Origin of the sequence: Paraburkholderia sp. BR14374 (assembly GCF_040948685.1) — a bacterium.
Taxonomy (GTDB): Bacteria; Pseudomonadota; Gammaproteobacteria; order Burkholderiales; family Burkholderiaceae; genus Paraburkholderia; species Paraburkholderia youngii.
On sequence record NZ_JBFPKF010000001.1, the window covers coordinates 398,926 to 417,422 of the forward strand.

Below are 18,497 nucleotides of genomic sequence, written 5' to 3' on the forward strand. Positions count from 1 at the left end.
GAAGTGCAGGCTACCCGTTCCCCACCCTACTGCCACCACGCTGTCAGCAGCACCCCCGCACACTCCTTCTCACGCCATCCGGCGCTTGAACGGCCTACTGCCAATCGAAGGAGAGTGTCATGTCCGCATTGCCCAAAGTGGTTGCCTGGTTCGAAATCCCGTCCGTCGATTTCGATCGCGCGGTGCGCTTCTACGAAGCCGCGCTCGACGCCCCGCTGAATCGTCAGGAAATCGGCGGCCAGCCGATCGCCGTGTTCAGCTACGAGGAGCCCGCGACCGGCGGCGCGATCGTCCATAGTCCGTCGATGACGCCGGCTGCCGACGGCGTCACCGTCTACCTGAACGCGCAGCCCACCGTCGACGCCGCGCTCGAGCGCATCGAACGGGCGGGCGGCAAGACCGACGGCCCGGTAATCAAGTTGCCGCAGGACATCGGCTATATCGCGTTCTTCACCGATACCGAAGGCAACCGCCTCGGGCTGCATTCGCGCACCAACGGCTAGGCGCATCCGCAGCCACCGCGCCCCAACCGAAGGCCGCCATGCGGCGCTATCATCGCGGGACCGTTCCCCTCATCCTCTACCCGACGCCCACGATGACGCGCCGCGCCGACCGCCTGTTCCAGATCGCCGAGCTGCTGCGCGGCCGGCGACTGACCACCGCACAGCAGCTGGCCGACTGGCTGAACATCTCGCTGCGCACGGTCTACCGCGACGTGCGCGATCTGCAATTGTCGGGGGTGCCGATCGAAGGCGAAGCAGGCATCGGTTATCGGCTGTCGCGCTCGGCGAGTCTGCCGCCGCTCACCTTCACCGCCGACGAACTCGCCGCGCTAGCCGCCGGCGCGCGCATGCTCGAATCGTGGGGCGGCGCGGGCTTCGCGAGCGGCGCGCGCGGCGCGCTAGCCAAGATCGCATCGGCGATGCCCGCCGACAAGCGCGCAGCGCTCGAACGGCTCGCGATCTTCGCGCCGTCGTTTCACATCAAGGGAGATTTTTCGACGCAGCTCGACACGCTGCATCGCGCGATCGACACGCGCCAGGTGGTGCGCTTCGCGTACACCGACGCGAACGGCGCCGACACCGAGCGCCGCGTCTGGCCGCTCGCGCTCGCGTACTGGGGCGAGCGCTGGACGCTCGGCGCATGGTGCGAGCTGCGCAGCGATTTCCGCAACTTCGGGCTGGAGAAGATGCGCGATCTGACAGTGCTCGAGACCTACCCGGATCAGGAAGGCAGGCGGCTCGCGGATTTGCTGCGGCATGTGAACGCGAGGCCGAACAGATGAAAAGGATCGCGGCGATGCACCGCGATCCTGACGGCTACTCACCAAAGACGATCTAGTCGACCGCCTTCACCATATCCTCGATCACCTTCTTCGCGTCGCCGAACACCATCATCGTCTTGTCCATGTAGAACAGATCGTTGTCGAGCCCGGCGTAGCCCGCCGCCATCGAGCGCTTGTTGACGATCACGGTGCGCGCCTTGTACGCCTCGATGATCGGCATGCCCGCGATCGGCGACTTCGGATCGTTCTTCGCGGCCGGATTCACCACGTCGTTCGCGCCGAGCACCAGCACCACGTCGACCTGGCCGAATTCGCCGTTGATATCGTCCATCTCGTAGACCATGTCGTACGGCACTTCAGCTTCGGCGAGCAGCACGTTCATGTGACCCGGCATGCGGCCGGCCACCGGGTGAATCGCATACTTCACCTCGATGCCCTTCTCGACCAGCTTGTCGGTCAGCTCCTTGAGCGCATGCTGCGCGCGCGCCACGGCGAGCCCGTAGCCCGGCACGATCACGACGGTCTCGGCATTGCCCATCATGAACGACGCGTCATCGGCCGAACCCGATTTCACCGGCCGCTGCTCGGCTGTTCCACCCGCGGCCGCGCCCGGCTCGTTGCCGAAGCCGCCGAGGATCACGTTGAAGAAAGAGCGGTTCATCGCGCGGCACATGATGTACGACAGGATCGCACCCGACGAGCCGACCAGCGAGCCGGCGATGATCAGCATCGGATTGTTCAGCGAAAAGCCGATCCCCGCCGCCGCCCAGCCCGAGTACGAGTTCAGCATCGACACCACCACCGGCATGTCCGCGCCGCCGATCGGAATGATGATCAGCACGCCGAGCACGAACGCGATGATCGTCATGATGATGAACGGCAGCCACGACTGCGTGAGGAAGAACAGCACGCCGAAGCCGAGCATCGCGAGCGCGAGCATCAGGTTGATCAGATGCTGGCCGCCGTAGACGACCGGCGCACCCTGAAACAGCCGGAACTTGTACTTGCCCGACAGCTTGCCGAAGGCGATTACCGAGCCGCTAAACGTAATCGCGCCGACGAAGGTGCCGATGAACAGCTCGATGCGGTTGCCGTACGGCAGGAAGCCCTCGATCGGCACCTCGGGATCGACGAGGCCGAACGCGGCCGGCTCCGACACGACCCCGTACGCGATGCACACGGCCGCGAGACCGATCAGCGAGTGCATCGCCGCGACCAGTTCGGGCATCTTGGTCATCTCGACGCGCGCGGCGACGAACGCGCCGATCGCGCCGCCGATCACGAGCCCGAACAGCAGCAGGCCGAGCCCGAGGCCGAGATTGGAGCCGAGTACTTCGGCCTGCCGCGAGATCAGCGCGATGGTGGTCAGAATCGCGATCGCCATGCCGACCATGCCGAAGGTATTGCCAGCGCGCGCGCTCTTCGGATTCGACAGCCCCTTGAGCGCCTGGATGAAGCAGACCGACGCGACCAGATACAGCAATGTGACGACGTTCAGGCTCATTTACGCACCCTCCCTGCCACCAGCCTGGTGTTTGGATTCCAGCTTCTTCGGCTCTTTTTTCTTGAACATCTCCAGCATTCGCCGCGTGACGAGAAAGCCGCCGAACACGTTGACGGCCGCGAGCGCCACCGCGATGGTGCCGAAGAACTTGCCCGCACTGCCCACCGTGAGACCCGCCGCGAGCATCGCGCCGACGATCACGATCGCCGAGATCGCGTTGGTCACCGCCATCAGAGGCGTATGCAGCGCGGGCGTGACGTTCCAGACCACGTGGTAGCCGACGTAGATCGCCAGCACGAAGATGATCAGGTTGATCACCGTGTGATTGAGGACTTCCATCTTCGGTCTCCCTATGCTTTGCGTGTGACCTGGCCATCGCGGGCCAGCAGCGTGGCCGCGACGATATCGTCCGCGAGATCGATGTTAAGCACGCCTTCCTTCGTGACGATCAGCTTCAGGAAGTCGAGCAGGTTGCGCGCGTATAGCGACGATGCGTCGGCGGGCACCATCGCGGCGAGATTCGTATAGCCGACGATCTGCACGCCATAGCGCACCACCACCTGGTCCGTTTCGGTCAGCGGACAATTGCCGCCGCGCCGGCCGTCGATTTCGGGGCCGCGTCCTGCCGCGAGGTCGACGAGCACCGAGCCTGGTTTCATCGCCTGCACGGTTTCGACCGACAGCAGCGTCGGCGCGGGGCGGCCCGGAATCAGCGCGGTGGAGATCACCACGTCGGCCTGCTTCGCGCGCTCGTGGACCAAAGCCGACTGGCGCGCGAGCCACGACGGCGGCATTGGCCTCGCATAGCCGCCGACACCCTGTGCGGCCTCGCGCTCCTCGTCGGTTTCGTACGGCACGTCGAGAAATTTCGCGCCGAGCGATTCGATCTGCTCCTTGACGGCCGGGCGCACGTCGGAAGCTTCGATCACCGCGCCAAGGCGCTTCGCGGTCGCGATCGCCTGCAGGCCGGCCACGCCCGCGCCGAGAATCAGCACGCGCGCCGCCTTCACGGTGCCGGCCGCGGTCATCAGCATCGGCATGAAGCGCGGATACAGCGTCGCCGCGAGCAGCACCGCCTTGTAGCCGGCGATATTCGCCTGCGACGACAGCACGTCGAGGCTCTGCGCGCGCGTGGTGCGCGGCGCGGCTTCGAGCGCGAATGCGGTGACGCCGGCCGCGGCGAGTTTGCCCGAATTCTCGGCGTTGAACGGGTCGAGCATGCCGACGAGCGTCGCGCCGCGCTTGAGCAGCGGTAGTTCGGAATCGGTGGGGGATTGGACTTTGAGGACGAGATCGGCGCCGAACGCGGTGGCGGCATCGACGATTTCCGCGCCCACGGCCGTATAGGCGTCATCGGGAAAGCTCGCGCCGGCACCGGCGCCGCTTTGAAGCGTGACCCGGTGGCCTTGAGCCACGTATTTCTTGACCGTTTCGGGCGTCGCGGCAACGCGGGTTTCATGCGCGCGCGTTTCGGCTGGCACTCCGATGTGCATCGTTGTTCCTCCTCGACTTCCTGTTTGACGACAGATCTGCCGACGAGGCTCGCCGGCTTGCACATGCAACGGCTAACGCAGGCCCCACTTTAACCGAAACCGTCACGCCGCCAAAATCGGGGTCGATGCGAATGCGCGGCAGACCGCCAAACTGTTGCGATTCGGTCGCGAACATGCTGCGAACCCGCCGCGAACCGGCCGTCAGCTTACGCCGGCGATTGCCCGGCAGGAGTCGGTGCGGCGCCCGGCAGCCGGCGCGCATAACCGGTAAAATGCGCACCCATGAAACCGGAAACCTGGCTGCCGCATGTGACCGTCGCGGCGATCGTCGAGCGTGACGGGCGCTTCCTGCTGGTCGAGGAACACACCGCCGCCGGCCTGCGCCTGAACCAGCCCGCCGGCCATCTCGAGGCGGGCGAAACGCTGCTGGAAGCGGTGGTCCGCGAAACGTTCGAGGAAACCGCCCATCCGTTTGCGCCCGAGGCGCTCGTCGGCATGTACATGACCCACTTCGAGCGGCCGAACCGAGCGGGCACCACGTACCTGCGTTTCACCTATTGCGGCGCGGGCGGCGAGCCGGACCCGGCGAGTTCGCTCGATCCCGACATCGTCCGCACGCTGTGGATGAGCGCCGAAGAGTTGCGCGAATGCCCCGAGCGGCATCGCACCCCGCTCGTGATGCGGTGCATCGACGATTACCTGGCCGGCCGGCGTTTCCCGCTCGACTTCGTCCATACCCATTCGGTCGGGCCGAAGCGATAAGGCCGTCACGAGCGGCCCCCCACAAGATCCATGCAGTCATGCAGCACCCAGTGAGTACCTTATGAGCAAGCGTAAAGTCGTAGTAGGCATGTCGGGCGGCGTCGATTCGTCGGTTACCGCGTGGCTGCTGAAGGAACAGGGCTACGACGTGGTCGGCCTGTTCATGAAGAACTGGGAAGACGACGACGACAGCGAATACTGCTCGACGCGCCAGGACTGGATCGACGTGGTGTCGGTGGCGGACCTGATCGGCATCGACGTCGAGGCGGTCAACTTCGCGGCCGAATATAAAGACCGTGTGTTCGCCGAGTTCCTGCGCGAATATTCGGCCGGCCGCACGCCGAACCCGGACGTGCTGTGCAACGCCGAAATCAAGTTCAAGGCCTTTCTCGATCACGCGATGTCGCTCGGCGCGGAAACGATCGCGACCGGCCACTACGCGCGCGTGCGCCAGAACCACGAGCGCGACGGCCGCTTCGAGCTGCTGAAGGCGCTCGATCATACGAAGGACCAGTCGTACTTCCTGCATCGGCTGAACCAGGCGCAGTTGTCGAAGACGCTGTTCCCGCTCGGCGAAATTCCCAAGACGAAAGTGCGCGAGATCGCCGCGCAGATCGGCTTGCCGAATGCGAAAAAGAAAGATTCGACCGGCATCTGCTTCATCGGCGAGCGGCCGTTCCGCGACTTCCTGAACCGCTATCTGCCGACCAGGCCGGGGCCGATGAAGACTACCGGCGGCAAGACCGTCGGCGAGCACATCGGCCTCGCGTTCTACACGTTCGGCCAGCGCAAGGGCATCGGTCTCGGCGGCAGCAAGGACGGCAGCGGCGAGCCGTGGTTCGCCGCGGGCAAGGATATTCCGAGCAACACGCTGTACGTCGCGCAGGGGCACGATCATCCGTGGCTGCTGTGCCATACGCTGTCGGCGGGCAACACGAGCTGGGTCGCGGGCGAGCCGCCGGCCGACGGCTTCGCGTGCGGCGCGAAGACGCGCTACCGGCAGGCCGACGCGGCGTGCACGTTCAACGCCGCGGCGGCAGGCGGTTCGGGCGAAGGCCTGTTCGAGCTGACCTTCGACGCCGCGCAATGGGCCGTCACGCCGGGACAATCGGCGGTGCTGTACGACGGCGACGTGTGCCTCGGCGGCGGCATCATCGAACGCGCGATGACCGGACAACCGGCCGAGCTGCCGCCGGACCTGGCGCCGAAGCAAACTCGCGCGCAGCGTCGCAAGCAGGCGCATAAGCCGAAGCAGCCGCAACGCGCCTCGCAGGACGAGCCGCAGACCCCGCGGCAAAAAGCGGCGCTGCTCGGCGCGCGTTGAGCGATGCATAACGGCGCGCGCGGTGGGTCACACCACTCCGACACACTCGCGCCGTTCATCCTAGCCGTTCATCTTGTTTCCGCCGCCTGGCGCGGTCACACTCGTTTCACCTTCGCGTGCGAGGCCTGGCTTCCATTCGCAGGCCTCATCTTCGGGCTTCGACCGTCCACGCCGCGCCGTGACCGCAGCCGCCAGTTTTCCTTCGCGACGGGTACCGCCCGCGCCCCTCGCGCGGACGATCCCGCCACAATGATCTTCACTGCACTGGAGTCTCCATGTTTTCTCGACGCTTCCTGGCCATGTGGTGCGCAATCGCGCTCGCCGCGGTATGTGCCGCGCTCGCCGCGACGCATCGCCTGTCGTGGTTCTGGATCATCGCGCCGGCCGCGCTCGTCGCGCTCGGCGTGTTCGACCTGACGCAACAGCGCCACGCGATCCTGCGCAACTACCCGCTGTGGGGCCACCTGCGCTTCATTTTTGAATTCATCCGGCCGGAGATCCGCCAGTATTTCGTCGAAGACGATACCGACGAAAAGCCGTTCTCGCGCGCGCAACGCAGTATCGTCTACCAGCGCGCGAAGAACGATGTGGATAGCCGCCCGTACGGCACCGAACTCGACGTGAAGGCGATCGCGCACGAATGGATCAGCCACTCGCTAGCGCCGACCAGGCTCGATGGTCACGACTTTCGCATCGTCGTCGGCCCCGATCGCGCGCAGCCGTATTCGATGTCGATCTTCAACGTATCGGCGATGAGCTTCGGCTCATTGTCGGCCAACGCGATCATGGCGCTGAACCTCGGCGCGAAGAAAGGCAACTTCGCGCACGACACCGGCGAAGGCTCGATGTCGAAATATCACCGCGAACATGGCGGCGACATCATCTGGGAAATCGCATCCGGTTATTTTGGGTGTCGTAACGACGACGGCAGCTTCAACGCCGAAAAATTCGCGAAGCAGGCCGCCGAACCGCAGGTGAAGATGATCGAGGTGAAGCTGTCGCAAGGCGCGAAGCCGGGCCACGGCGGCGTGCTGCCGGCCGCGAAGATCACGCCCGAAATCGCCGAGACGCGCGGCGTGCCGATGGGCCGCGACTGCATCTCGCCGGCGACGCACTCCGAGTTCTCGACGCCGCGCGAGCTGCTCGAATTCGTCGAGCGGCTGCGCACGCTGTCGGGCGGCAAGCCGACCGGCTTCAAGCTGTGCATCGGGCATCCGTGGGAATTCTTCGGGATCGCGAAGGCGATGCTGGAAACGGGCATCCTGCCGGACTTCATCGTCGTCGATGGCGCGGAAGGCGGCACCGGTGCGGCGCCGCTCGAATTCACCGATCACGTCGGCGTGCCGTTGCAGGAAGGGCTGCTGCTCGTGCACAACACGCTGGTCGGCATCGGTCTGCGGCAGCGCATCCGCATCGGCGGGAGCGGCAAGATGATCACCGCGTTCGATATCGCGAAGACGCTCGCGATCGGCGCCGACTGGGTCAACGCGGCGCGCGGCTTCATGTTCGCGGTCGGCTGCATTCAGGCGCAGACCTGCCATACCGGCCGCTGCCCGACCGGCGTCGCGACCCAGGACCCGGTGCGCCAGCGCGCGTTGGCGGTGCCGGACAAGGCCGATCGCGTGTTCAACTTCCACCACAACACGCTGCACGCGTTGCAGGAAATCATCCAGGCCGCCGGGCTGCGGCATCCGGCGGAGCTGCGCGCGCATCACATCGTGCGGCGCGTGTCGTCGCATGAGGTGCGGTTGATGTCGGAGCTGCTCAAGTATCTCGAACCGAACGATCTGCTGAACGGCAACTTTCGCTATACGCTGTTCGAGAAGTACTGGCCGATCGCGCAAAGCGATTCGTTCTCGCCGAAGGCGGAGCTGGCGGCTTGCTGAGTGCGCGCGGACCCTCGCCACGCCGCGTGTCGCCCAAAAGCCGCATCGCGGCCCGTCCGCCCTCGTAAAACGGGCCGCCCCCCTTCCTTTCCGTTAAAATCTCGGGTTTAGCACTTCGCTCCACGGCCCGCTCGCGCGCTTAGGCGCACGCGGCACGGCCCCCCATGCCCGAAAGGCACTTCATGCTCACGTTTCAGCAAATCATCCTGACCTTGCAGTCCTATTGGGACAAGCAGGGCTGCGCGTTGCTCCAGCCGATCGACATGGAAGTCGGCGCGGGCACGTCCCACGTCCATACGTTTCTGCGCGCGATCGGCCCCGAGCCGTGGCGCGCCGCCTACGTGCAACCGTCGCGCCGCCCGAAAGACGGCCGCTACGGCGAGAACCCGAACCGTCTGCAGCACTACTACCAGTACCAGGTGGTGCTCAAGCCCGCGCCGGAAAACATTCTCGACCTGTACCTCGGCTCGCTCGAAGCGCTCGGCTTCGACCTGAAGCAGAACGACGTGCGTTTCGTCGAGGACGACTGGGAAAACCCGACGCTCGGCGCGTGGGGTCTCGGCTGGGAAGTGTGGCTGAACGGCATGGAAGTGACGCAGTTCACGTACTTCCAGCAGGTCGGCGGTCTCGACTGCAAGCCGGTGCTCGGCGAAATCACCTACGGTCTCGAACGCCTCGCGATGTATCTGCAGAAGGTCGAGAACGTCTACGACCTCGTCTGGACCGAGTGGGAAGAGCAAGGCCCGAACGGCCCCGAACTGCGCCGCCTGACCTACGGCGACGTGTATCACCAGAACGAGGTCGAGCAGTCCACCTACAACTTCGAGCACGCGAACGTCGATCTGCTGTTCACGTTCTTCAACAGCTACGAAGCGGAAGCGAAGCGCATGATCGATGCGCAGATCGCGCTGCCCGCCTATGAACTCGTGCTGAAGGCCGGCCACACGTTCAACCTGCTCGACGCGCGCGGTGCGATTTCGGTCACGGAGCGCGCGGCGTACATCGGCAGGATTCGCGCGCTGTCGCGTCTGGTCGCGCAGGCCTACTACGACTCGCGCGAAAAGCTGGGCTTCCCGATGCTCGGCAATCCGGTGCATGGCGTGCCCGGCCTCACCACCGACGAGCAGGACGCCGCGATGCCCGCGTGGGCGCCGCCGCTGAAGGTCGAACGCAAGATCGACCAGGACTGACGAGAACTTCAACCAATGACTCAATCTCAACACGCTACCCTGCTCGTCGAGCTGCTTACCGAAGAACTGCCGCCGAAGGCGCTCGCGCGTCTCGGTGACGCCTTCGCCGAGGGCATTGCGCAGCGCCTCGCGGCGCGCGACCTGATCGAAGGCGAACCGTCGTTCGAACGCTTTACTACTCCGCGCCGTCTCGCGGTGACGATTCACAACGTGCGCGCGGTCGCGCCGGAAAAACACGTGCGCGAAAAAGTGCTGCCGGTTTCCGTCGCGCTCGATAAAGACGGCCAGCCCACCGCACCGCTCGCGAAGAAGCTCGCCGCGCTCGGCTTCCCCGACTTCACGGTGAACGATCTCGAACGCGCCCAGGACGGTAAAGCCGAAGCGTTCTTCCTGCGCTACGCCGCGCCGGGCGCGACGCTCGCCGACGGCCTGCAAGCCGCGCTCGACGAAACGCTCGGCAAGCTGCCGATTCCGAAGGTGATGACGTATCAGCGCCCGGACGGGTCGAGCGTGCAGTTCGTGCGCCCGGTGCATCGTCTAACCGCGCTGCATGGCGAAGAAATCGTGCCGATCAGCGCGCTCGGCATCGACGCCGACGACACCACCCTCGGCCACCGCTTCCTGTCCGAGGGCTTCGTGCAGATCCAGCACGCGCAGGCCTATGCCGAAACGCTCGAACACCGCGGCCGCGTAATCGCGAGCTTCGCCAGGCGCAAGGAAGCGATCCGCTCGCAACTGCTCGCGCATGCCGGCGAAGACAAGGTCGTGATGCCCGAGGCGCTGCTCGACGAAGTGACGTCGCTGGTCGAATGGCCGGTCGTCTATGAGTGCCGCTTCGAGGACGAATTCCTGCAGGTACCGCAGGAATGCCTGATCCTGACGATGCAGACCAACCAGAAATACTTCGCGCTGACCGATGCGAACGGCAAGCTGCGCTCGCGCTTCCTGATCGTGTCGAACATCGAGACGGCGACGCCGGCCGAGATCGTCGAAGGCAATGAGCGCGTGGTGCGTCCGCGTCTCGCCGACGCGAAGTTCTTCTTCACGCAGGACATGAAGAAGCCGCTCGCGGATCGCGTGCCGCTGCTCGCGAACGTCGTTTATCACAACAAGCTCGGCTCGGCGCTGCAACGCGTGGAGCGGCTCGAAGGGCTGGCCGGCGCGATCGCCGCAATGACCGGCGCCGACGTCGCGCGCGCGACCCGCGCCGCGCGCCTCGCGAAGGCCGACCTGATCACCGACATGGTCGGTGAATTCCCCGAGCTGCAAGGCACGATGGGCACGTACTACGCGCGCCACGATGGCGAGGCGGAAGAAGTCGCGCTCGCATGCTCGGAACACTACCAGCCGCGCTTCTCGGGCGACGCGTTGCCAACTACCGCGACCGGCACCGTCGTCGCGCTCGCCGACAAGCTCGAAACGCTGGTCGGCATCTGGGGCATCGGCCTGCAGCCCACCGGCGAAAAAGACCCGTTCGCGCTGCGCCGTCATGCGCTCGGCGTGCTGCGCATCCTGATCGAGAAGCAGTTGAACGTCGACTTCGTCGATCTGTTGCGCATCGCTTATGCGCAATTCGCCGGCATGCCGAACGTCGCCGATTCGACCGACGCGATCTACGAGTTCAGCATGGACCGCCTGCGCGGCCTGTTGCGTGAACGCGGCTACGCGGCCGGTGAAATCGACGCGGTGCTCGCGCTGAACCCGACGCGCCTCGACGACATCGTCGCGCGCCTCGACGCGGTGCGCGAATTCGCGTCGCTCGCCGAAGCGGCTTCGCTCGCGGCGGCCAACAAACGCATCTCGAACATCCTGAAGAAGTCGGAAAGCGTGACGAACGGCGGCGTGCAGCCCGCGTTGCTCACCGAAGCGGCGGAGAAGGCGCTGAACACGCAGCTCGAACAGGTGACGCCGCGCGTGCAATCGCAACTGGCAGTACGCGACTACACCGGCGCGCTGACCGCACTGGCCGCGCTGCGCGAGCCGGTCGACACGTTCTTCAACGACGTGATGGTCAACGCGGAAGACCCGGCGTTGCGCGCGAACCGTCTGGCTCTGCTCGGCGCGCTGCATCAGCAGATGAACTGCGTCGCCGATATTTCCCGACTCGCCGCCTGAGCACCGCGCCATGCCGATCAAGAAAGTGGTGATCCTCGACCGCGACGGCGTGATCAACGTCGACTCCGACGCGTTCATCAAGTCGCCGGACGAATGGGTTGCGCTGCCCGGCGCGCTGGAAGCGATCGCACGTCTGAACCAGGCGGGCTATCGCGTCGCGATCGCGACGAACCAGTCGGGCATCGGCCGCGGTCTGTTCGACATGGATGCGTTGAACGCGATGCATCTGAAGATGCACCGCATGGCGGCAGCGGTCGGCGCGCGCATCGAAGCGGTGTTCTTCTGTCCGCATACGGCGGAAGATCATTGCGAATGCCGCAAGCCGAAGCCCGGCATGCTGAAGATGATCGCCGAGCGTTTCGAGGTCGATCCGGCGCATACGCCGACCGTCGGCGATTCGCTGCGCGATCTGCAAGCGGGCGCGGCGCTCGGTCACCCGATCCACCTCGTGCTGACCGGCAAGGGCCGCAAGACCCTCGCCGCGGGCGGCCTGCCCGAAGGCACGATCGTGCACGACGACCTGCGCGCGTTCGCGCTCGACTTTCTCGCCGACGCGCATGAATAAACGCGCACTGCGCGCTCCCAACCCTCACCGACCACGCCGATGCGCTTTATCCGTTCCCTGCTGCTGCTGATTTATTTCGTTGTGGTCACGGTGCCGTACGCGACCGCGTGCATCATCGCGTTTCCGTTCCTGCGCGCGGAAAACCGCTACTGGATGGCGGCCGGCTGGTGTCGCCTGACGCTGTGGGCGGTGCGCTACCTGAACGGCATCCGCTACCGCATCGAAGGCTTCGAGAACCTGCCCAACGGCCCGGCCGTGCTGCTGTCGAAGCATCAGTCGGCGTGGGAAACAATCGCATTTCCGGCGATCATGCCGCGACCGCTGTGCTACGTGTTCAAGCGCGAGCTGTTGTATGTGCCGTTCTTCGGCTGGGCGCTCGGCATGCTGAAGATGGTTCACATCAACCGCAAGGAAGGCAAGTACGCGTTCGAATCGGTCACGAACCAGGGCAAGGCGCGCATGGCCGAAGGCGCATGGGTCATCATGTTTCCGGAAGGCACGCGCACGCCGACCGGCAAGCAGGGCAAGTACAAGACCGGCGGCGCGCGCTTCGCGATCGCGACCGGCGCGCCGGTCGTACCGATCGCGCACAATGCGGGTCGTGTGTGGCCGCGCAACTCGTTTACGAAATATCCGGGTATAGTCACGGTGTCGATTGGCAAGCCGATCGAAACGACGGGGCTCACGCCCGACGAAGTGAACACGCGCGTCGAACAGTGGATCGAAGCCGAAATGCGCCGCATCGATCCGACTGCCTACAGCGCGGCGGCTAACGACTCCGCCGCCGCTCCCATCTGACGCGCCACGCCCTCGAAGCCCGCGGGCGTATTGCGCGAAGCGAACCCGATGCAGAAGTCTCCCACGCCGCAGCCCGCCGCGGCGCTCGAAAACCGGCAGCTCGATCTCCCGCTCTTCGCCGAGCCGGGGTCGACGTCGTCGACCCCTTCGCCTTCCACGCCGGGTTCATCCGGCACAGCGCCGGCCAGGCCGCCCGTCGCGCCGCTCGCGCCGGATGGCAGCAAGCTGCGCAGCCTCACCATCGGTTCACGCACGCTGCATTACGCGCTCAAGCGTTCCGCGCGCCGCTCGATCGGCTTTGCGATCGACAGCACCGGCCTCACGATCACCGCGCCGCGTTGGGTCACGCTCGCCGATATCGAAACCGCGATCACCGAAAAACAGCGCTGGATTTTTACGAAGCTGATCGAATGGCAAACGCGCGTCGAACAGCGTGCGCTGCCGAAGATCGATTGGAAAGATGGCGCCGAAGTGCCCTACCTCGGTCAGCCGGTGCGGGTGACGCTCGGCGCGCCGCAAGGCATGCTCGCGTTCAGCGCCGAGCACAGCGCGCTGCAATTGCCGCTGCCGTTGCAAGCCGATCCGCAGCAGATCAAGGATCGCGTGCAGGGCTGGCTGCAAGGCGAAGCGAAGCGGCTGTTCGGCGAACGTCTCGAGATCTACGCGCAGATGCTCGGCGTCAACTATCGCTCGTATGCGCTGTCTTCGGCGGCGACGCGCTGGGGCAGTTGTTCGAGCGACGGCAAGATTCGCCTGAACTGGCGGCTCATCCACTTTCCGCTGTCCATCATCGATTACGTCGTCGCCCATGAGTTGGCGCATCTGCGCGAGATGAATCACAGTCCGCGCTTCTGGCAAACGGTCGAATCGATTTTTCCGGAATTCCGCGAGGCGCGGCAGACACTGAAGTCGCATCCGCCGGAGTTGTTGCCGACGCTTTGAGCCCGGACGCTATCTCTGCGACAGCGCTTTCGCGGACTGCAACAGATCGTCGAGCATCACGCCGCGCCTGTCCGGGCTCGTGTCGCGGCCAGTCATGAAACACAGCGCTGCAATCGGCAGTCCCGCACGATCGCGAATCGGCGCTGCCATACACAGCCTGAACGCGTTCGAAAGTCCTTCGGTGCAGCAGTAGCCTCGTTCTTTTGCGGCCTGCACGTCCTTCAGGAATGCGTCGAATTCGATGCTCGCCCCATTGTCGAGAATGAAATCTTCCGCCGGAATCAGCGCGCGAATCTCGTCGGCGCTCAGGTGACCCAGCAGCAGACGTCCGGTAGCGGTCCAAGGTATCGGCACTCTCACGCCGATGTCCGAACTGATGTTGAAGGGCCGCGCACTGTGCTCGGACAACACGACCGTGTACTTGTTGCCTTCCAGCATGCACAGCTGCGTGGTCTCGTCGTACTTCCTCACCAGTCCCAGGATGGATTGATGCGCACGGCTGATCAGATCGTTGTGCGTGGCATAGTCGGACCCGTAGTAGTGCATCTCGCGCCCAAAAAACACGCTGCCATCCGCGGCCGTCTCGAGCCAGCCGACTTCCGTGAGAATCGCGACCAGCTCGTAAATGCTCGAACGCGGCGCACCGGTTGCCTCGATCAGTTCGCGCATCGTCAGCGGGCGTTGGGCGACATGCAATTGCCGGAAGATCGCGATCACGCGGTCCACGCCTCTAGCCCGAGACGATTCTGTAACAGCCATGCGTTCACTCCGTAATGCGTTGATCCGACCGTCAATGGTCGAGAACTCGATGCAGAAACTGCCGGGTGCGTTCGTTCGAGGGATTGACGAAGATCTGCTCCGGATCGCCCTGCTCCGCGATGACCCCCTTGTCCATGAAGACGACGCGGTCAGCGGTCTTGCGGGCAAAGCCCATTTCATGCGTGACGACGACCATCGTCATGCCGTCGCGCGCGAGCCCGCGCATCACCTCGGTGACCTCGCCGACCAGCTCCGGGTCGAGCGCGGACGTCGCCTCGTCGAAAAACATGATGCCGGGTTCGACCGCGAGCGCGCGCGCAATCGCCACGCGTTGCTGCTGACCGCCCGAAAGCTGGCTGGGATAGTGTTCCGCGCGGTCCGCGAGCCCGACGCGATCGAGTGTCTCAATCGCGCGCTTGCGCGCGTCGGCCGGACTCATGCGGCGCGCCTTGATCAGCGCGAGCGTGACATTGCCGAGCGCGGTCTTGTGAGGAAACAGATTGAATTGCTGGAAGACCATGCCGACGTGGCCACGAATCTCCCGTGCTCGACGCGGATCATGCAAGGGCACCTCGTTGACCCAGACCTCGCCGGAATCGGTGGTCTCCAATCCCGCCATGATTCGCAGGACCGTGCTCTTGCCCGAGCCGGACGCGCCGATCAGCACCAGCACTTCACCCGAGCGGACCTCGAGATTGATTTCGTTCAACACTCTCGTCGAACCGAATGCTTTGCTGACGCCCGTCAGTGAAATGATCGGCCTGGTTTGGCTTTGGTTACTCACGACAATCTCCTGCGGTCATGGTGGCGCACCCATTGCGAAAGCGGGAAGCACACGGCGAAGTAAATGAGTGCGACGAGTCCATAGATTTCCACCGGCTTGCCGATCCGGTCGACGATCGCCTGGCCACCGTGCATCAACTCGGACATTCCGATCATGCTGACGATCGACGTGTCCTTGATGAGCGACAGATACTGTCCGACGAGAGGCGGCAACACGATCTTTCCGGTCTGAGGCAGCACGACGAACGAGAACGCCTGAGCCCGCGTGAGGCCGAGGATCTGCGATACCTCCCATTGACCTTTGGGTACTGCTTCGATCCCTGAGCGGAAAATTTCGGCGATATAGGCGCCCTGATAGACGCTCAAGCCAATCACGCCGGCTGCGAACACGTCGATCGCATAACCGAAGTACGACACGCCGAAATAGATCAACATCAGCGTGATGAGCACCGGCGTGCCGCGAAACAGCTCCGTATAGAGTCTGGCGATGCGGTCGGTGCCCCACGGGCCGAACGATCGCAAGACCGCGGCGAACAGGCCGATCAACGTGCTGCCCACGATGGACGCGATGGAGAGCAACAGCGTCGTCATCAGACCCTGCAGCAGGATCGATAGACTGGTTTTCAGCAATTCGACTGACATGATCCAACTCCAATCCGGGAATCAGGCCCGCTTCGTCCGGCGCATAAAGCCTGTCCCGAAACCGCTGCGCGCCGGCATGGCGAGGGGAGGATGAAAGATCCGCGCGCCGAGCTGGCCCGCCAGCCAGGACAGTACGTTACTGAGCACGAGATACGCGACGAGCGTCACGCTGAACGTCTGAAGGTAGAGAAGCGTTCGCGAGTTGATCACGGTCGCCGTGCCGGTCAACTCCGGCAATGCAATGGCGGACAGCAGCGACGTGCCGAGCAGCAACTGGATCAGGTAGTTGACGATGGCCGGATAGACCGCGCGCGTCGCCTGCGGCAAGACGACCTCGACGAAGATCTGCGCGCGTTCGAGGCCGAGAATGCCGGCAGCCTCGAGTTGGCCGCGCGGCACCGACTGTATGCCGGCGCGGAACACTTCCGACAGGTAAGCACCGACGTTGACGCCGAGCGCAATGACGCCCGCCCAGTATGCGTCGAGCGAAATACCCGCCGACGGCAGACCGAAGAACACGATGAAAATCTGCAGGAGGACAGGCGTATTGCGGATGATTTCAACGTAGCCACGGGCGATCCACCGAAGCAGCGCGAGCGGAGAAGCGCCGGCCAGCGCGGTCAACAAACCCAGGACTAGCGCCTGTACGAAGGCCAGCACGGTCACCTGCAACGTCAGCCAGCTCGCGCTCAAAAACTCGGGCACGTAGCCCCACAAAGTCAGCCACTCGTAACTCATCTCATGCTCCCCATAGTGCGGGTTTCACTGCCGCGCTTTAAAACTGCGGATTGAGCGGATAGCGCGGATCGGTGCCGAACCACTTGTTGTAGAGCTGCGCGTTGAGCTTCGACGCATTGACGTTGAAGAGGAACAGATTCAGATAGTTGAGCCATTCCTGATCACCGGCCTTGACGCCGAACGCGTTGTATTCGAGCGGCACCAGCGCCTCGTTCGTGACGGCAAGTTCAGGATCGAGCTTGGCCTGATACGCGAGGAAGTTGTTGTCCTCGATCATCGCGTCGGCTTGCCCCTGCTTGACGGCAAGTATCGCGGCCTGCGAGCTGTCGTATTCCTGGATCTTCACCGGGATATTCAACGAGCGCACTTCATCGCCATTGGTCGAGCCCTTGACCGTCGCGATCGTGCGACCGCCCATGTCCTTGATCGACTGAATACCGCTGTTTTTTCTGACCAGCAGCGCTTCGCTGGCAACCACGTAAGGGGCCGTGAATTCGATCACTTTTGCGCGCTCCAGATTGCGCGTGAAGTTGCAGAACACGACGTCCACCTTGCTGGTCTGCAGATTCGGAATCCGGTTCGCGCTCGTCGTATTCACGACCTCGAGCTTCACGCCCATCTGCTTCGCGAGTTCCTTCGCGAGGTCCACGTCATAGCCGTCCGGTTGGCCGTCTTTGTTGTAGAACCCGAACGGCGCGAACGTCAGGCAGTCCCCGACGCGCAGCGTGCCCCGCTGCAACACGCCCTGAAGCGTCGACGGAGCTGCCGCCGCGCTCTGCTCCGGCGTGGCGACCTTGGTGCAGCCAGTGATGGCGAGCAATCCAGCAACAGCGAACAGAAAGGCGGCTCTGGCGCCTCGATTGGCAAGCTTCATGGGCAGGGTCCTATGCGGAGAAGAGGGTTCCGGGGCAGACGTACCGGCTTCGGCGCCTTTCGGCATGCATGAATATTCGCCGGCTCACGCATCGATTGTCCGATATATCAGACTGCTATCTGAGGAACCGGATTGATACTGAGTGTTGGGCACTAATATCGAACCCGCAACCGGACACAAACCCTGATTGCCCACACCTTTTTGTTGGAATAGGTCCGAGCGGATTCCATGAGGCGCATCCAGTCCGGGCTGGCCACGCCGCTTCGCCCTACCAGGCAATCATTTACAATTCCCGCAGGTCAATGCATTTATCGACAAACTGTCAAAGGAGTACTCATGCGTATCCTGCATACCATGCTTCGAGTCGGTGATCTGGACGCCTCGATCCGTTTCTACACCGAAGTTCTCGGCATGCGCCTGCTTCGAAAGAACGACTACCCGGACGGGAAGTTCACCCTCGCATTCGTCGGTTACGAGGACGAATCGGAAGGCGCAGCAATCGAACTGACCTACAACTGGGACACGAGCAAGTACGACCTCGGAACCGGCTACGGTCACATCGCCCTTGAAGTCGACGACGCCTATGCGGCGTGCGAACAGGTGAAGAAACGCGGCGGCGTCGTGACGCGCGAAGCGGGACCCATGAAACACGGCACGACGGTCATCGCCTTCGTCGCCGATCCGGACGGCTACAAAATCGAGCTGATACAGAAGAAGGGACGAGTCGACTGACTCGAGTTCAACCGTTCACGCTGGGCACTTCCCGAAACGCATGCGCCCGCTGCTCAGATTCGGGCGAGGCGCCAGAACGACCATAAAGCCCGGCTTCACGTTGTA

General features: G+C 64.1%; 19 protein-coding genes. 11 read left to right on the forward strand and 8 right to left on the reverse strand.

Translation table 11 applies throughout. The annotated features are described in order from the left end of the window. Positions 1–119 precede the first annotated feature (119 nt). Both AB3X86_RS01775 and AB3X86_RS01780 read left to right on the forward strand, forming a co-directional pair. Positions 120–503, forward strand: coding sequence for a VOC family protein (locus tag AB3X86_RS01775; protein ID WP_018431914.1), 384 nt, complete (start codon positions 120–122; stop codon positions 501–503). Positions 504–541: 38 nt separating this feature from the next. Then, positions 542–1,285 (forward strand): helix-turn-helix transcriptional regulator, encoded by a 744-nt coding sequence (locus AB3X86_RS01780; protein ID WP_368594705.1) that lies wholly within the window; start codon positions 542–544, stop codon positions 1,283–1,285. A 52-nt stretch (positions 1,286–1,337) separates the two neighbouring features. On the opposite strand, the gene AB3X86_RS01785 is transcribed toward AB3X86_RS01780, so the two are convergent. The 3 genes from AB3X86_RS01785 to AB3X86_RS01795 are packed head-to-tail and all read right to left on the reverse strand — an operon-like array spanning position 1,338 to position 4,282. Further along, positions 1,338–2,789 carry an NAD(P)(+) transhydrogenase (Re/Si-specific) subunit beta gene (locus tag AB3X86_RS01785; RefSeq protein ID WP_368594706.1) on the reverse strand — a complete coding sequence of 484 codons (1,452 nt, stop codon included), beginning with the start codon at positions 2,787–2,789 and terminating at the stop codon, positions 1,338–1,340. Then, positions 2,790–3,128, reverse strand: a complete 339-nt coding sequence (locus tag AB3X86_RS01790) for an NAD(P) transhydrogenase subunit alpha (protein WP_176109536.1) — start codon at positions 3,126–3,128, stop codon at positions 2,790–2,792. 11 nt (positions 3,129–3,139) lie between these two features. Beyond that, positions 3,140–4,282 (reverse strand): Re/Si-specific NAD(P)(+) transhydrogenase subunit alpha, encoded by a 1,143-nt coding sequence (locus AB3X86_RS01795; RefSeq protein WP_368594707.1) that lies wholly within the window; start codon positions 4,280–4,282, stop codon positions 3,140–3,142. A 282-nt stretch (positions 4,283–4,564) separates the two neighbouring features. Here AB3X86_RS01795 and AB3X86_RS01800 point away from each other — a divergent pair, with 282 nt between their 5' ends. From AB3X86_RS01800 to AB3X86_RS01835, 8 genes are all read left to right on the forward strand, one after another. Then, the gene (locus tag AB3X86_RS01800; protein ID WP_368594708.1) at positions 4,565–5,044 is read left to right on the forward strand and encodes an NUDIX hydrolase; all 480 of its coding nucleotides are present in this window, start codon (positions 4,565–4,567) and stop codon (positions 5,042–5,044) included. 61 nt (positions 5,045–5,105) lie between these two features. Next, positions 5,106–6,368: a tRNA 2-thiouridine(34) synthase MnmA gene (gene mnmA, locus AB3X86_RS01805; protein WP_368594709.1), complete on the forward strand. Its 1,263-nt coding sequence runs from the start codon at positions 5,106–5,108 to the stop codon at positions 6,366–6,368. 275 nt (positions 6,369–6,643) lie between these two features. After that, the gene (locus AB3X86_RS01810) at positions 6,644–8,254 is read left to right on the forward strand and encodes an FMN-binding glutamate synthase family protein (protein WP_368594710.1); all 1,611 of its coding nucleotides are present in this window, start codon (positions 6,644–6,646) and stop codon (positions 8,252–8,254) included. 182 nt (positions 8,255–8,436) lie between these two features. Continuing rightward, the gene (glyQ, locus tag AB3X86_RS01815; protein ID WP_013088411.1) at positions 8,437–9,444 is read left to right on the forward strand and encodes a glycine--tRNA ligase subunit alpha; all 1,008 of its coding nucleotides are present in this window, start codon (positions 8,437–8,439) and stop codon (positions 9,442–9,444) included. 15 nt (positions 9,445–9,459) lie between these two features. Beyond that, positions 9,460–11,559: a glycine--tRNA ligase subunit beta gene (gene glyS / locus AB3X86_RS01820; RefSeq protein WP_368594711.1), complete on the forward strand. Its 2,100-nt coding sequence runs from the start codon at positions 9,460–9,462 to the stop codon at positions 11,557–11,559. A gap of 10 nt (positions 11,560–11,569) precedes the next feature. Further along, positions 11,570–12,124 carry a D-glycero-beta-D-manno-heptose 1,7-bisphosphate 7-phosphatase gene (gmhB, locus tag AB3X86_RS01825; RefSeq protein WP_176379003.1) on the forward strand — a complete coding sequence of 185 codons (555 nt, stop codon included), beginning with the start codon at positions 11,570–11,572 and terminating at the stop codon, positions 12,122–12,124. 39 nt (positions 12,125–12,163) lie between these two features. Further along, positions 12,164–12,922, forward strand: coding sequence for a 1-acyl-sn-glycerol-3-phosphate acyltransferase (locus AB3X86_RS01830; protein WP_176109543.1), 759 nt, complete (start codon positions 12,164–12,166; stop codon positions 12,920–12,922). Between the two features lie 48 nt (positions 12,923–12,970). After that, on the forward strand, positions 12,971–13,864 hold the full coding sequence (locus AB3X86_RS01835) for a M48 family metallopeptidase (protein ID WP_368594712.1): 894 nt from the start codon (positions 12,971–12,973) through the stop codon (positions 13,862–13,864). Between the two features lie 9 nt (positions 13,865–13,873). Here the strand turns inward: AB3X86_RS01835 and AB3X86_RS01840 are convergent, their stop codons facing one another. From AB3X86_RS01840 to AB3X86_RS01860, 5 genes are read right to left on the reverse strand one after another with little or no spacing between them, the layout of a single operon-like run. Continuing rightward, positions 13,874–14,623: an IclR family transcriptional regulator gene (locus AB3X86_RS01840; protein ID WP_368594713.1), complete on the reverse strand. Its 750-nt coding sequence runs from the start codon at positions 14,621–14,623 to the stop codon at positions 13,874–13,876. A gap of 31 nt (positions 14,624–14,654) precedes the next feature. Next, positions 14,655–15,407 (reverse strand): amino acid ABC transporter ATP-binding protein, encoded by a 753-nt coding sequence (locus tag AB3X86_RS01845; RefSeq protein ID WP_368594714.1) that lies wholly within the window; start codon positions 15,405–15,407, stop codon positions 14,655–14,657. Further along, positions 15,404–16,048 carry an amino acid ABC transporter permease gene (locus tag AB3X86_RS01850; RefSeq protein ID WP_368594715.1) on the reverse strand — a complete coding sequence of 215 codons (645 nt, stop codon included), beginning with the start codon at positions 16,046–16,048 and terminating at the stop codon, positions 15,404–15,406. Before AB3X86_RS01850 ends, AB3X86_RS01845 begins: the two co-directional genes overlap by 4 nt. A 21-nt stretch (positions 16,049–16,069) precedes the next feature. Beyond that, complete coding sequence (locus tag AB3X86_RS01855) at positions 16,070–16,786, reverse strand: amino acid ABC transporter permease (RefSeq protein ID WP_368594716.1); 717 nt, start codon at positions 16,784–16,786, stop codon at positions 16,070–16,072. Positions 16,787–16,823: 37 nt separating this feature from the next. Next, complete coding sequence (locus AB3X86_RS01860) at positions 16,824–17,660, reverse strand: transporter substrate-binding domain-containing protein (protein WP_368594717.1); 837 nt, start codon at positions 17,658–17,660, stop codon at positions 16,824–16,826. Between the two features lie 336 nt (positions 17,661–17,996). Between AB3X86_RS01860 and gloA the strand changes: the two genes are divergently transcribed. Beyond that, positions 17,997–18,392, forward strand: coding sequence for a lactoylglutathione lyase (gene gloA, locus AB3X86_RS01865; protein ID WP_176122451.1), 396 nt, complete (start codon positions 17,997–17,999; stop codon positions 18,390–18,392). Positions 18,393–18,497 lie beyond the last annotated feature (105 nt).